Annotated in this window: 14 protein-coding genes and 1 tRNA gene; 13 read left to right on the forward strand and 2 right to left on the reverse strand. The window is 73.0% G+C overall.

Features of this window, described 5'->3' with window-relative positions; translation table 11 throughout:
• The 11 genes from F1615_RS29365 (at position 1) to F1615_RS29415 (ending at position 9,085) form a co-directional block, all read left to right on the forward strand.
• Positions 1–1,866, forward strand: coding sequence for a sensor histidine kinase (locus tag F1615_RS29365; protein WP_167533890.1), 1,866 nt, complete (start codon positions 1–3; stop codon positions 1,864–1,866).
• 68 nt (positions 1,867–1,934) lie between these two features.
• A complete protein-coding gene (locus F1615_RS29370; protein ID WP_149552085.1) occupies positions 1,935–2,369 on the forward strand; it encodes a roadblock/LC7 domain-containing protein in 435 nt (144 codons plus the stop codon).
• Between the two features lie 2 nt (positions 2,370–2,371).
• Positions 2,372–2,743: a DUF742 domain-containing protein gene (locus F1615_RS29375; protein ID WP_149552174.1), complete on the forward strand. Its 372-nt coding sequence runs from the start codon at positions 2,372–2,374 to the stop codon at positions 2,741–2,743.
• On the forward strand, positions 2,721–3,350 hold the full coding sequence (locus tag F1615_RS29380; RefSeq protein WP_149552086.1) for a GTP-binding protein: 630 nt from the start codon (positions 2,721–2,723) through the stop codon (positions 3,348–3,350). Before F1615_RS29375 ends, F1615_RS29380 begins: the two co-directional genes overlap by 23 nt.
• 58 nt (positions 3,351–3,408) lie before the next feature.
• The gene (locus F1615_RS29385) at positions 3,409–3,984 is read left to right on the forward strand and encodes a GAF domain-containing protein (protein ID WP_149552087.1); all 576 of its coding nucleotides are present in this window, start codon (positions 3,409–3,411) and stop codon (positions 3,982–3,984) included.
• A gap of 182 nt (positions 3,985–4,166) precedes the next feature.
• Positions 4,167–5,195, forward strand: coding sequence for an L-threonine 3-dehydrogenase (tdh, locus tag F1615_RS29390; protein ID WP_149552088.1), 1,029 nt, complete (start codon positions 4,167–4,169; stop codon positions 5,193–5,195).
• Between the two features lie 177 nt (positions 5,196–5,372).
• Positions 5,373–6,572 (forward strand): glycine C-acetyltransferase, encoded by a 1,200-nt coding sequence (locus F1615_RS29395; protein ID WP_149552089.1) that lies wholly within the window; start codon positions 5,373–5,375, stop codon positions 6,570–6,572.
• A 36-nt stretch (positions 6,573–6,608) separates the two neighbouring features.
• Positions 6,609–7,514, forward strand: a complete 906-nt coding sequence (locus F1615_RS29400) for a LysR family transcriptional regulator (protein WP_149552090.1) — start codon at positions 6,609–6,611, stop codon at positions 7,512–7,514.
• 39 nt (positions 7,515–7,553) lie between these two features.
• On the forward strand, positions 7,554–8,135 hold the full coding sequence (locus tag F1615_RS29405) for a helix-turn-helix domain-containing protein (RefSeq protein ID WP_149552091.1): 582 nt from the start codon (positions 7,554–7,556) through the stop codon (positions 8,133–8,135).
• Positions 8,132–8,683 (forward strand): GNAT family N-acetyltransferase, encoded by a 552-nt coding sequence (locus tag F1615_RS29410; RefSeq protein ID WP_149552092.1) that lies wholly within the window; start codon positions 8,132–8,134, stop codon positions 8,681–8,683. Before F1615_RS29405 ends, F1615_RS29410 begins: the two co-directional genes overlap by 4 nt.
• 42 nt (positions 8,684–8,725) lie before the next feature.
• Positions 8,726–9,085 (forward strand): MmcQ/YjbR family DNA-binding protein, encoded by a 360-nt coding sequence (locus F1615_RS29415; protein WP_167533891.1) that lies wholly within the window; start codon positions 8,726–8,728, stop codon positions 9,083–9,085.
• A 34-nt stretch (positions 9,086–9,119) separates the two neighbouring features.
• Here F1615_RS29415 and F1615_RS29420 read toward each other — a convergent pair whose 3' ends face one another.
• Both F1615_RS29420 and F1615_RS29425 read right to left on the reverse strand, forming a co-directional pair.
• Positions 9,120–10,043 (reverse strand): transketolase family protein, encoded by a 924-nt coding sequence (locus F1615_RS29420; protein ID WP_149552093.1) that lies wholly within the window; start codon positions 10,041–10,043, stop codon positions 9,120–9,122.
• Positions 10,044–10,086: 43 nt separating this feature from the next.
• Positions 10,087–10,794: a transketolase gene (locus F1615_RS29425; protein WP_149552094.1), complete on the reverse strand. Its 708-nt coding sequence runs from the start codon at positions 10,792–10,794 to the stop codon at positions 10,087–10,089.
• Between the two features lie 135 nt (positions 10,795–10,929).
• Here F1615_RS29425 and F1615_RS29430 point away from each other — a divergent pair.
• Both F1615_RS29430 and F1615_RS29435 read left to right on the forward strand, forming a co-directional pair.
• Positions 10,930–11,003: transfer RNA gene (locus tag F1615_RS29430), tRNA-Pro, on the forward strand.
• A gap of 193 nt (positions 11,004–11,196) precedes the next feature.
• Complete coding sequence (locus F1615_RS29435) at positions 11,197–12,477, forward strand: ABC transporter substrate-binding protein (RefSeq protein ID WP_208818439.1); 1,281 nt, start codon at positions 11,197–11,199, stop codon at positions 12,475–12,477.

The following is a 12,477-nucleotide window of genomic DNA, read 5'->3' on the forward strand; positions in this document are numbered from 1 at the left end:
GTGCCGGACCGCGACGAGAGGGGTCCCGGGACCCGGCGGACCGGTCCGCCGGGCCGGCCGGACAGGCGCGAGGGCGGACGGCACGGACGGCCGCCCGCGCGGACCGCTCCCGCACTGCCCGAGACGCAACTACGGCCGCAGCTCCTGCGCCTCGCCGTGCTGCCTCCCGTCGCCGTGGCGCTCAGCGCCTGCGCGGCCGTGCTCTTCACCGTGCGCTCCACCGGAGTGCGGCCGGGCCCCACCCTGTGGGCCGTGCTCGGCGGCGCCCTGTCGGTGACCTGCGCCGGCATCGTCATCGCCGCGGTGGCCGCCGACCGCGCCGCCCGGTTCGTGTACGACCGTGTCGGCGCCCTGCGCCGGAGCACCGCCCGGCGCGAGGCCGATCTGCACGCCCTCGTCGAGGCGCTGCGCCACGGCGAGAACCCGCCCCCACGCGGACGGCGCGGCGAACCGGACGCGCACGCCGACGAGTTCGACCTCCTCTCCGCCGACCTCGCCCGTGCGCACGACGGCGCCGTCACCGCCGTCGTCCAGGCGTCGCGGCTCTCCAGCCGGACGGGCAGCGAACAGAAGCTCGAGGTGTTCGTCAACCTCGCGCGACGCCTGCAGTCCCTGGTGCACCGTGAGATCTCCATTCTCGACGAGCTGGAGAACGAGATGGAGGACCCCGATCTGCTCAAGGGGCTCTTCCACGTCGACCACCTCGCCACCCGCATCCGCCGCCACGCCGAGAACCTCGCCGTGCTCGGCGGGGCCGTCTCCCGGCGGCAGTGGAGCAACCCGGTCCCCGTGACGGAGGTGCTGCGCTCCGCGATCGCCGAGGTCGAGCAGTACTCGCGGGTCAAGCTCGTGCCCCCGATCGACGGCACGCTGCGCGGGCACGCCGTCGCCGACGTCATCCACCTGCTCGCCGAACTCGTCGAGAACGCCACGGTGTTCTCCGCCCCCCACACCCAGGTGCTGCTGCGGGCCGACCTCGTCACGTCCGGGCTCGCCGTCGAGGTCGAGGACCGCGGGCTCGGGATGCCCGTCGGCGAGCAGGACCGGATGAACGCGCTGCTCACCGACCCCGACCAGGTGCACGTCGCCAGCCTGCTGGCCGACGGCCGCATCGGCCTGTTCGTGGTCTCCCAGCTCGCCAGGCGGCACGGCATCCACGTCCGGCTCCAGACCAACATCTACGGCGGGGTCCAGGCCGTGCTCGTGGTGCCGCAGACGCTGCTCGGCACCGAGCCGGGCGCCCCGGGCACCGGACAGGAAGCGGACGCGGGAGCGGGCCGGCAACCGCAGCACGACGGCAGCGGCGCGTTCCCGGCGGCCCGTCACGTGCCGGCGGTCCCGGCCCCCGTGGACGGGCCGGGCACCACGCACGGCGCCGCGGCCGCGCACCCACCCTCGGTGTCCCTCACCCCGGTCGCCCGGCAGCACCCTCCCCGCACCCCGGCCCCGTCTCCCGGCCACCGCGCGGTCGCCCCGCCGCTGCCCGTGCGCGGCGCCCGCGAGGCGCGCCCCCACCCCGCCGAGGCCGTACCCGGCCCCCGCCACGGCGACCGCGACGCCCTCGACGACGCCGGGACCGCGCCCCTCACCCCGCCCGGCACCACGGTGCGCGGCGTCATGGGCAGACCCCAGCTGCCCCGCCGGCGCGCCCAGGAGCACATCGCGCCGCAGCTGCGCGACGGACCGGCACCGCGTCAGGACACCGAGTACACCGCCGGCCACGACCCCCATCTGATGGCGGCGTTCCAACGGGGCGTCAGCCTTGCGGAGTCCCGGCAGGAGCTGTCCGCCACCCCGCGGCCGTCCGCGGCCGCACCCCGCACCGACCACACCGCCCGGCACGACGGGAGCGCGCCCGCCGGATGACCACCCGCCTCCCCACCCCCACCCCCAGCGCTCCCGCAGACCTTCGTACCCCAAGGAGTCGATCCACCATGGCGAGCGATGCGCCGACCGCCCAGGTATCCGACCTCGACTGGCTGATGAGCGGCCTCGTGCAGCGCGTACCGCACACGAACAGCGCCGTACTGCTGTCCTGCGACGGGCTGGTGAAGTCCGTGCACGGCCTCGACCCGGACAGCGCCGACCACATGGCGGCCCTGGCCTCCGGCCTGTACTCCCTCGGCCGCAGCGCCGGCATCCGCTTCGGCGACGGCGGTGACGTCCGCCAGGTCGTCGTCGAGCTCGACTCGACGCTCCTCTTCGTCACCACCGCCGGGTCCGGGACCTGCCTGGCCGTGATGGCCGGCCGCGAGGCCGACGCCGCGGTGCTCGGCTACGAGATGGCCATGCTGGTCAAGTCCGTCCGCCCGTACCTGATGACCGCTCCCCGGCAGCAGGGCGTCGAACCGCCGGCGATGAGGCCTTGAGCGTGAAGGCGGCCGGTGACGGGCCGTGGCTCGACGACGCGGCCGGCCGGCTGGTGCGCCCCTTCACGGTCAGCAACGGCCGTACCCGCCCCACCGTCGCCCTCGACCTGCTGTCGCAGGTGAGAGCCACCGGCGCCACCCCCCTCGGCTACCTCGGCCCCGAGCACACGCAGGCCCTCGACCTGTGCCGCGCCCCGGTCCCGGTCGCCGAGGTCGCCGCACACCTCAGGCTGCCGGTGGCCGTCACCAAGGTGCTGCTGGCGGACCTCGTCGAATGCGGGGCGCTGACCGACAAGCCCCCCGCCTTCCACCACAACCCGACGGACCGGGCCCTTCTGGAGGCAGTGCTCGATGGACTACGACGACAGCTCTGACCGGGTCGCCGGCACGGACCACGGTGACGACCCGTTCCCGACCGCACTCAAGATCCTGGTGGCGGGCGGGTTCGGCGTGGGCAAGACGACCCTCGTCGGCGCGGTCAGCGAGATCGCGCCGCTCAGCACGGAGGAACTCCTCACGACGGTCGGCGCCGCCACCGACAGCCTCGACGGCATCGAGAACAAGGTCGAGACGACCGTGGCCATGGACTTCGGCCGTATCACCCTCGACGCGCAGCACGTGCTGTACCTGTTCGGCACGCCCGGCCAGGAACGCTTCTGGTTCATGTGGGACGAGCTCTGCGAAGGCGCGCTCGGCGCGGTCGTCCTCGCCGACACCCGGCGCCTGGAGGAGTGCTTCGCGGCGGTCGACTTCTTCGAGCAGCGCGGCCTCGGATTCATCGTCGCCGTCAACGAGTTCGACGGCGCGTTCCGCTACGACCCCGGGGAAGTGCGTGCCGCCCTCGACCTCCCCGCGGAGGTCCCCGTCGTCCGCTGCGACGCCCGGATCTCCAGCTCCGGCGTCCAGACCCTGCTCACCCTCGTCCGCCACCTCATCGTCCACGCCCCGGTCGCCGCGACGGGGTACGGCGCCCACAGGTGATCCCCGCACACCCCCGGAGCCACTCCATGACCTTCGCCCACCACCCGGGAGCCCGCCCATGAGCTACGACCCGCCCCGCCCGGCCGGTCGTCTGCTGCTCACCCCCGAGGACAAGGAGGCCCCGGCCCGCGTCCGCAGGCTGCGCGGGCTGGGACTGGGGGACCACCCGGAGCCCGCGCTCGACGCCTTCGCCCACGGCCTCGCGGAGCTCACGGGCGCGCCGTACGCCATGGTCAACTTCCTCGGCGAGGACGGGCAGTTCTTCGCGGGTCTGCGCACGCCGGCCGTCGCACCGGTCGTGCGCGGCGACGGCACCGGCGCCCTGCTCGGCCGGGTGCTGCCCCGCGACCACGGCTTCTGCCCCCATGTGGTGGCCCGGCGCAAGGCGCTGGTCCTGGAGGACGTGAGCGACTACCCGAGGTTCGCGGGCAATCCGGTGGTGGACGGGTTCGGCATCCGCTCCTACATGGGCGCGCCCCTGATCGACAGGACCGGCACGGTGCTGGGCACCGTCTCGGTCACCGACGTCCGGCCACGGGCCTGGGGGCAGCCGGGGCTCGCCGCCATCAAGGCGCAGGCGGCGGATCTCACCGTACGGCTGGAGTACCTGGAGACCGGCGGGCTGCCGCTGTGAGGGCCTCCGACGCCGCCGATGGAGTGACGGTGTGAAGCAAAGCTGTGGCTGCGCTTAAGAAATCCTCGATGGACCGGTGAGGGTGTCGTACGGCAGATTGCAGTGCGATTCCACTCCTCCTCCCGGACCGGGGCCACTCCGGCGTGCCCGGGGACCGGGACTCACCCTCAGGAGCCGTACCGTTGAAGGCGCTGGTCAAGGAGAAGGCGGAGCCCGGGCTGTGGCTCGTGGACGTCCCGGAGCCCGCCGTCGGACCCGGCGACGTGCTGATCAAGGTGCTGCGCACCGGCATCTGCGGCACCGACCTGCACATCCGGTCCTGGGACGGCTGGGCACGGCAGACGATCAGCACCCCGCTCGTCCTCGGGCACGAGTTCGTCGGCGAGGTCGTGGAGACCGCCGGGGACGTCACCGACATCAAGGCCGGTGACCGGGTCAGCGGCGAGGGCCACCTGGTCTGCGGCAAGTGCCGCAACTGCCTGGCCGGACGCCGCCACCTGTGCCGGGCCACGGTCGGCCTCGGCGTCGGACGCGACGGTGCCTTCGCCGAGTACGTCGTGCTCCCCGCCACCAACGTCTGGGTGCACCGGGTCCCCGTCGACCTCGACGTCGCCGCGATCTTCGACCCCTTCGGCAACGCCGTGCACACCGCCCTGTCCTTCCCGCTCGTCGGCGAGGACGTCCTGATCACCGGCGCCGGCCCGATCGGTCTGATGGCCGCCGCCGTGGCCCGGCACGCGGGAGCGCGCAACGTCGTGATCACCGACGTCAGCGAGGAGCGCCTGGAACTCGCCCGCAAGATCGGGGCGACCCTGGCGCTGAACGTCGCCGGGACCACCATCGCCGACGGGCAGCACACCCTCGGCCTGCGCGAGGGCTTCGACATCGGTCTGGAGATGTCCGGCCGCCCCGAGGCCATGCGGGACATGATCGACAACATGACGCACGGCGGCCGGATCGCGATGCTCGGCCTGCCGGCCGAGGAGTTCCCGGTCGACTGGGCCCGCGTCGTCACCTCGATGATCACCATCAAGGGCATCTACGGCCGCGAGATGTTCGAGACCTGGTACGCCATGTCGGTCCTGCTGGAGGGCGGTCTCGACCTCGCCCCCGTGATCACCGGCCGCTACTCCCACCGCGACTTCGAGGCCGCCTTCGAGGACGCGGCCGGCGGCAAGGGCGGCAAGGTCATCCTCGACTGGACTGATTGATCATGGCCCGGTCCGCCGCCGGGGCACAGAAGTCCGTGTCGGGGAAGCGACCGTGCTCGACCCTTCGGGCCTCCGCGCTCCCCCACTCCCGACTCCGCTCGAGCGGGAGGTACCCCACCTCCCTCGACACGGACGCGCCCCTTTGGCTCACTCGCCCTCAACCTCCTAGGAGCCTCGATGTTCGAGTCCGTCCGTGACGACCTGCGCGCCACCCTCGACGAGATCCGCGCGGCCGGCCTGCACAAGCCCGAGCGCGTCATCGGCACCCCGCAGTCCGCGACCGTGAACGTCACCGCCGGCGGCCGCCCCGGCGAGGTCCTCAACTTCTGCGCCAACAACTACCTCGGCCTCGCCGACCACCCCGAGGTGATCGCCGCCGCCCACGAGGCCCTCGACCGCTGGGGCTACGGCATGGCGTCCGTGCGCTTCATCTGCGGCACCCAGGAGGTGCACAAGGAGCTGGAGGCGCGGCTGTCCGCCTTCCTCGGCCAGGAGGACACGATCCTCTACTCCTCCTGCTTCGACGCCAACGGCGGTGTCTTCGAGACGCTGCTCGGCCCCGAGGACGCGGTGATCTCCGACGCCCTGAACCACGCGTCGATCATCGACGGCATCCGGCTGTCCAAGGCCCGCCGCTTCCGCTACGCCAACCGCGACATGGCCGACCTGGAGCGCCAGCTCAAGGAGGCGGCCGAGGGCGGCGCACGCCGCAAGCTGATCGTCACCGACGGCGTCTTCTCCATGGACGGCTACGTGGCCCCGCTGGACGAGATCTGCGACCTCGCCGACCGGCACGGCGCCATGGTCATGGTCGACGACTCGCACGCCGTCGGCTTCGTCGGCCCCGGCGGGCGCGGCACCCCCGAGCTGCACGGCGTCATGGACCGCGTCGACATCATCACCGGTACCCTCGGCAAGGCGCTCGGCGGCGCCTCCGGCGGCTATGTCGCCGCCCGCGCCGAGATCGTCGCCCTGCTGCGCCAGCGCTCCCGTCCGTACCTGTTCTCCAACACGCTCGCCCCGGTGATCGCCGCCGCCTCGCTGAAGGTCCTCGACCTGCTGGAGTCGGCCGACGACCTGCGCGTCCGGCTGGCCGGGAACACCGCCCTGTTCCGCCGCCGGATGACCGAGGAGGGCTTCGACATCCTCCCCGGCGACCACGCCATCGCCCCGGTGATGATCGGCGACGCCGCCCGCGCGGGACGCATGGCGGAGCTGCTGCTGGAGCGCGGGGTGTACGTGATCGGCTTCTCCTACCCGGTCGTCCCGCAGGGCCAGGCCCGGATCCGCGTCCAGTTGTCCGCGGCGCACTCCACGGACGACGTGAACCGCGTGGTGGACGCCTTCGTGGCGGCACGGGCGGAGCTCGACGCCTGAGCGGAACGCACCGAGCGATTTGAGACAATCGCATACATGATCGAGGCGCGGCGGCTCCACATCCTCCGTGCGGTGGCCGACCACCGCACGGTGACGGCGGCAGCCGCCGCGCTCTACCTGACCCCCTCGGCCGTCTCCCAGCAGCTCGCCGCCCTCGAACAGGAGACCGGCCACCGCCTCGTGGAGCGCGGTGCCAAGGGCGTACGGCTCACCCCGGCGGGCGAGATCCTGCTCAGCCACACCAACGCCGTCCTCGCCCAGCTGGAGCGGGCCGAGGCCGAGCTGGCCGCCTACGGATCCGGCCAGGCCGGCACCGTCACGGTCGCCGCCTTCGCCACCGGCATCGCCCAGGTCGTCGCGCCCGCGGTGGCCCGCCTCGCCGAATCGGCGCCCGGCATCCGCATCCGGGTGCAGGACGCCGAGGGCGACGCCAGCCTGCCGATGGTCCTCGACCGTCAGGTCGACGTCGCCGTGGCGGTCGAGTACCGCGGGGCGCCGCCCGCCGGCGACCCGCGACTGGCGCACCTGCCGCTGTACGCGGAGCCCTTCGACGCGGTGGTCCCCGTCACCCACCGGCTGGCCGGCACCGCCGAGGTGCCGCTCGCCGAGCTGGCCAAGGACCCCTGGATCGGCCCCTACCCCGGCAACCCCTGCCACGACGTGGTCGTGCTGGCCTGCGAGAGCGCCGGGTTCCAGCCTCGTCTGGAGCACTCCTCGGACGACTTCCGCGCGGTGGTCGCCCTGGCGTCGGCGGACGTGGGTGTCGCTCTCGTGCCCCGCTCGGCGCTGCGCGGCATGGACCTCGCGGGCGTGGTCGTCCGCCCGGTGGACGGTGTGGCGCCGACCCGCCGGGTCTTCGCGGCCGTGCGCCGCGGAGCCGAGGAGCACCCGCTGATCCGGCCGGTGCTGGAGGCGCTCAGCGCGGCGGCCGCGCAGGCGTAGGCCTTCCCGTCATCCCGGATGTGGGATAGCATCCCTGATATGAAACAGGAAGATCCCGGGACGGCGGATCCCGTCGACGTCCGGCTCGGCGCGCGACTGGCCGAGCTGCGGGCCGGACACGGCTGGTCCCTCGGGGAGCTGGCGGAGCGCAGCGGGGTGAGCCGGTCCACCCTGTCCCGGGCCGAGCGGGCGGAGACCAGCCCCACCGCCTCCCTGCTCAACCGCCTCTGCGCCGTCTACGGCCGGACGATGTCCCAGCTGCTCAGCGAGATCGAGACGGAGCCCGCGCCGGTGGTGCGCGCCGCCGACCAGGCGGTGTGGCAGGACCGGGCCTCCGGCTTCGTCCGCCGGTCCGTGTCCCCGCCGCACGGCGGACTGCGCGGCGAACTCGTCGAGGGGCGGCTCGCCGCCGGTGCGGACATCGCCTACGACCGGCCGCCCGTGCCCGGCCTGGAACAGCACATCTGGGTCCTGGAAGGGACGCTCCGCGTGACGGACGGGAACACCGTGCATCACCTCGGCGACGGCGACTGCCTCAGACTGCGCGTCTGGGGGCCGACCCGGTTCCACTGCCCCGGACCCGGGGACGTGCGCTACGTACTGGCGGTGGTACGGCCGTGAACGTCATCCGCCCGGACGCCGCTCACATCCTGCGCCTGACCGATGAGTTGGCCGAGCTGCTGACCGACACCGTGAACGGCGGCGCCTCCGTCGGCTTCCTCGGCCCGCTCGACCGCGCGGAGGCCGGCGCCTGGTGGGCGCAGCGGTCCGCGGCCGTTGCCGCGGGCCGGCTCGCCGTGTGGGTGGCGTGCGAGGAGCCCGGCCGGGTGCTCGGCACCGTGAGCCTCGCCCTGCCCGACAAGCCCAACAGCACCCACCGTGCGGAACTGGTCAAGCTGATGGTGCGTCGCCGGGCCCGCGGCCGGGGCCTCGGCCGTCGGCTGCTGACCGTCGCGGAGGAGGCGGCCGCCGCCCGGGGCATCACCCTGCTGCACCTGGACACCGAGACCGGCAGCCCCGCCGAGCACCTCTACCGTTCGTCCGGCTGGACCCCCGTGGGCGCGATCCCCGACTACGCGGCGGATCCGGCGGGGATGCTGCGGCCGACGACGATCTACTACAAGCGCCTGGGCACGGCTGCCGTGCCGCCCGCCACCGGCGGAACCTGACTATCGGCATCGATGTCAGTGGCGGCCGCTACGGTGCCTGCCATGCCGGATGCCGAAGACGTACGACGGATCGCCCTGTCCCTGCCGGACACGACGGAGAAGACCGCCTGGAGCATGCCCACGTTCCGGGTCGCGGGGAAGATGTTCGCCACGTTGCCCGAGGACGAGACCTCCGTCGCCGTGCGCTGCCCCAAGGAGGAGCGCGACGAACTGGCCCTCGCCGAACCGGAGAAGTTCTGGATCGCCGGCCACGAGGCACAGTTCGCCTGGGTCAGGGTCCGCCTGTCCGCCCTGGAGGACGAGGGCGAACTGCACGACATCCTCGCCGACTCCTGGCGCCAGGCGGCCCCGTCGCGGCTCCTGGAGGCACACCCCCGGCTGGGGCTGCCGCCCGCGGACTGAGAACGCACGCGCGCCCCGGGCCCGGCCCCGGCGGTCACCCGCCCGCGGGCACCACCCCGCCCGCACCGACGAACCCGCCGATGCGCGCCCGCAGCGACCGGGCGTCCAGACCGTGCGCGGCGACATGCTCGTCGATCCGCCCGTACCGGCGCAGCTCGGCCCGCCCCACGCCCAGCCCCAGCACCCGGTGCGGCACATCGGCCAGCGCGTCGTTCGCCGCGGCCGTCGACGTACCCGCCAGGTACGGCTCCACGAGCACGACGTCCGTCCCGGCCGCCGCCGTGGCACGGCGCAGGCCGGCCGCGTCGAAGGGGCGGACGGTGGTGGCGTACAGCACGGTGACGTCCAGGCCCTCCGTCGCGTCGAGCACGGCGTCCAGCACCGGCCCGACGGCGACCACGACGCCGGAGCGGCCCTCCCGGACGGTGCGCAGGCGCTCGCCGTCCACGGGCCGGGCCCGCGTGTTGGACTGGAGCGACAGCCGCACGTACACCTTGTCGTCACCGGCGGCCACCGCGTGCCGCAGCAGCGTCTCAGCCTCGTCCGGATGCCCCGGCACATGCACGGTCCAGCCGTCCAGGGTGTCCAGCAGCGCCACGTCACCCGGGGCCATGTGGGTGTACCCGCCCGCCGGCCAGTCGAAGGACGCGGCGGCACTCACGAGCACCGCCCCGACACCCTGGTGCCCGAGATCCAGCTTCACCTGCTCGAACGGCCGCTCGACCAGGAAGCTCGCGAAGGTGTGCACGACGGGCCGCAGCCCGGTCAGCGCCATTCCGGCCGCCGCACCGACCAGCAGCTGTTCCCGGATGCCGACGTTGACGACCCGGTCCGGATGCCTGTGCCGTGCCTCGGCGAAACCGTCCACGCCGATCTCGGCGAGGACCACAGCGACCCGCGGATCCTCGTCCAGCAGCCGGGTGACGACGGGGGCGAAACGATCACGCATGGTGTCCACGGGGATCGGTCCCTTCCTTGAGGAGAACGACAGGGGGGGAGGTTCACGCGTTCTTCGGCTCGACCCGGGCCACGACCGCGTGCGGCCTGCCCGGATGCGGTGCGGTGAACGCGGCGTACAGCGCCTCGTGGTCGCGGCCGTCGACCGTGAGCGCGGACCAGCCGGCCGCCTCGAAGCGCGCCGCGATCCCGCCCGGCCGGGCCCAGGAGGCGGAGGAGTTGTCGACGACGACGGTGTGCAGCCGTTCCAGGCCGGCGGGACCGGCGAAGGCGATCGCCTCGTGGTTGCTGCCCTCGTCCAGCTCGGCGTCCCCGATCAGCGTCCACACCCGCGGCTCGTCGAGCCCCTGGGCGCGCAGCCCCAGCGCCGTGCCGACCGCGATCGGCAGGCCGTGCCCCAGCGACCCGCTGCCGATCTCCGCCCCCGGCACGAGCACGCGGTCGGGGTGGTGGCCGAGCGGAGAGTCGTACGAGCCGAACCCCGGCAGCCAGTCCACCGGCACGAATCCCCTGGCGGCCAGCACGGCGTAGTACGCCATGGGCCCGTGCCCCTTCGACAGCAGGAACCGGTCCCGTCCGGGGTCGTCCGCCCGCTCCGGCCCGACCCGCAGCACCCGGTCGTACAGCACCCACAGCACGTCCAGCGTGGAGGTCGCGGCCGGACCGTGCTTCTCGTCGCCGGTCATCAGCCCCATCAGGGCCGGCAGATCCGTGTATCCGTAGGTACGCGTGCGCTCCTCGATGATCGTCATACGCCGATCGTGCAACCTCGACCTGACTTGAGGTCAAGCCGTCCCCGCCGGTAAACGAGTGCGCGATCACCGCCCCGAGTGCGGTATGGTTTCCGTGCGCGTTCGGCCGGGGGAATCCCCAGGTCAGACGGGCAACGGGACGTGGCGCAGCTTGGTAGCGCACTTGACTGGGGGTCAAGGGGTCGCAGGTTCAAATCCTGTCGTCCCGACTTGCCGAGGAGCAGGTCGGAGGCCGTATCGGGGACACCCGAGACGGCCTCTTCGTCGTTTCTGCGGATATGTGGACGAATCGTCCGCATATGTCCTTGATGTCACCCTATGTACTGTTTAACGTTCCCCGGGTAGGCACCGCCGCGGGCTCCGACACCCGCGCCGCGATCCCGGGAGCGAGGTGTGGAGCGCGTGCACGCGAGGCGCGGACGTACCGGAGGACCGCGAAGGACGCGGGCGCTGGCCGCGCTGACCCTGCTGGCATCGACGCTCGCCGCCTGCGGCGACGAGGACACCTCCCGCCCCACCCTCAACTGGTACAACTTCCCGGACGACTCCGGTGCCCTGCAGCAGGCCGCCGACCGGTGCAGCCGGGCGTCCGGCGGCCGCTACCGGATCAGCTACAACAAGCTGCCCCGGGCCGCGGACGGCCAGCGCCAGCAGCTGGTGCGCAGGCTCGCCGCCGAGGACGACTCCCTCGACATCCTGGGTCTCGACGTCACCTGGGCCGCCGAATTCGCCGAGGCGCGCTGGATCCGGGAGTGGACCGGCGAGACGAAGCGCCGGGCCACCGAGGGCACGCTGCGCGTCCCCCTGCAGACGGCCACCTGGAAGGGCAAGCTGTACGCCGTCCCGTACAACACCAACATCCAGCTCCTGTGGTACCGCAAGGACCTGGTGCCCACCCCGCCCAGGACCTGGTCCGAGATGCTGGGCATGTCCCGCGACCTCGCCCGGCAGGGCAAACCGCACTACGTGGAGATCCAGGGCGCCCAGTACGAGGGCCTGACCGTCTGGTTCAACTCCCTGATCAACAGCGCGGGCGGCTCCATCCTCAACCCGGACGTCACCGAGCCCTCGCTCGGCCCGCCCGCCGTACGGGCCGCCTCGATCATGCGCGACCTCGCGAACTCCCCGGCGGCCGACCCCTCCCTGCCCAACCAGATGGAGGACCAGAACCGCCTGGCCATGGAGTCGGGCGTGGCGGCCTTCGAGGTCAACTACCCCTTCGTCTATCCGTCGATGAGGTCGAACAACCCGCAGCTGTTCAAGGACTTCCGCTGGGCGCCCTACCCCCGGGTCGACGCCGACCGTCCGGCCCGGCCCACCATCGGCGGCATCGACCTCGCCGTCAGCGCCTACTCCCGCCACCCCGACCTGGCCTTCGAGGCGGCCCTGTGCCTGCGCAACCGGGAGAACCAGCTCACCGCCGCGCTCGAGGGCGGACTGCCGCCCACCCTGCGCGCCCTGTACGACGAGCCGTCTTTCATGAAGGAGTACCCCTTCTCCAAGGAGGTCCTGTCCTCCCTGGAGTCGGCGAGCGTACGGCCGCTCACCCCCGCCTACCAGAACGTGTCGATCGCCGTATCCCACACCCTGTCCCCGCCGTCGGCCATCGAGCCCGAGAGCGCGGTCGGCACCATCGGGGAACAGATCGACCAGGCCCTGCGATCCGAGGGCGTGATCCCGTGA

This window comes from Streptomyces marokkonensis (genome assembly GCF_008312835.1).
Lineage (GTDB): Bacteria > Actinomycetota > Actinomycetes > Streptomycetales > Streptomycetaceae > Streptomyces > Streptomyces marokkonensis_A.

Bases quoted from the DNA above. Each gene is read 5' to 3' on its own strand.
- F1615_RS29370 (WP_149552085.1), top strand. From the start codon at position 1,935: ATGGCGAGCGATGCGCCGACCGCCCAGGTATCCGACCTCGACTGGCTG.
- F1615_RS29380 (WP_149552086.1), top strand. From the start codon at position 2,721: ATGGACTACGACGACAGCTCTGACCGGGTCGCCGGCACGGACCACGGT.
- F1615_RS29385 (WP_149552087.1), top strand. From the start codon at position 3,409: ATGAGCTACGACCCGCCCCGCCCGGCCGGTCGTCTGCTGCTCACCCCC.
- F1615_RS29395 (WP_149552089.1), top strand. From the start codon at position 5,373: ATGTTCGAGTCCGTCCGTGACGACCTGCGCGCCACCCTCGACGAGATC.
- F1615_RS29400 (WP_149552090.1), top strand. From the start codon at position 6,609: ATGATCGAGGCGCGGCGGCTCCACATCCTCCGTGCGGTGGCCGACCAC.
- F1615_RS29405 (WP_149552091.1), top strand. From the start codon at position 7,554: ATGAAACAGGAAGATCCCGGGACGGCGGATCCCGTCGACGTCCGGCTC.
- F1615_RS29415 (WP_167533891.1), top strand. From the start codon at position 8,726: ATGCCGGATGCCGAAGACGTACGACGGATCGCCCTGTCCCTGCCGGAC.
- F1615_RS29425 (WP_149552094.1), bottom strand. From the start codon at position 10,794: ATGACGATCATCGAGGAGCGCACGCGTACCTACGGATACACGGATCTG.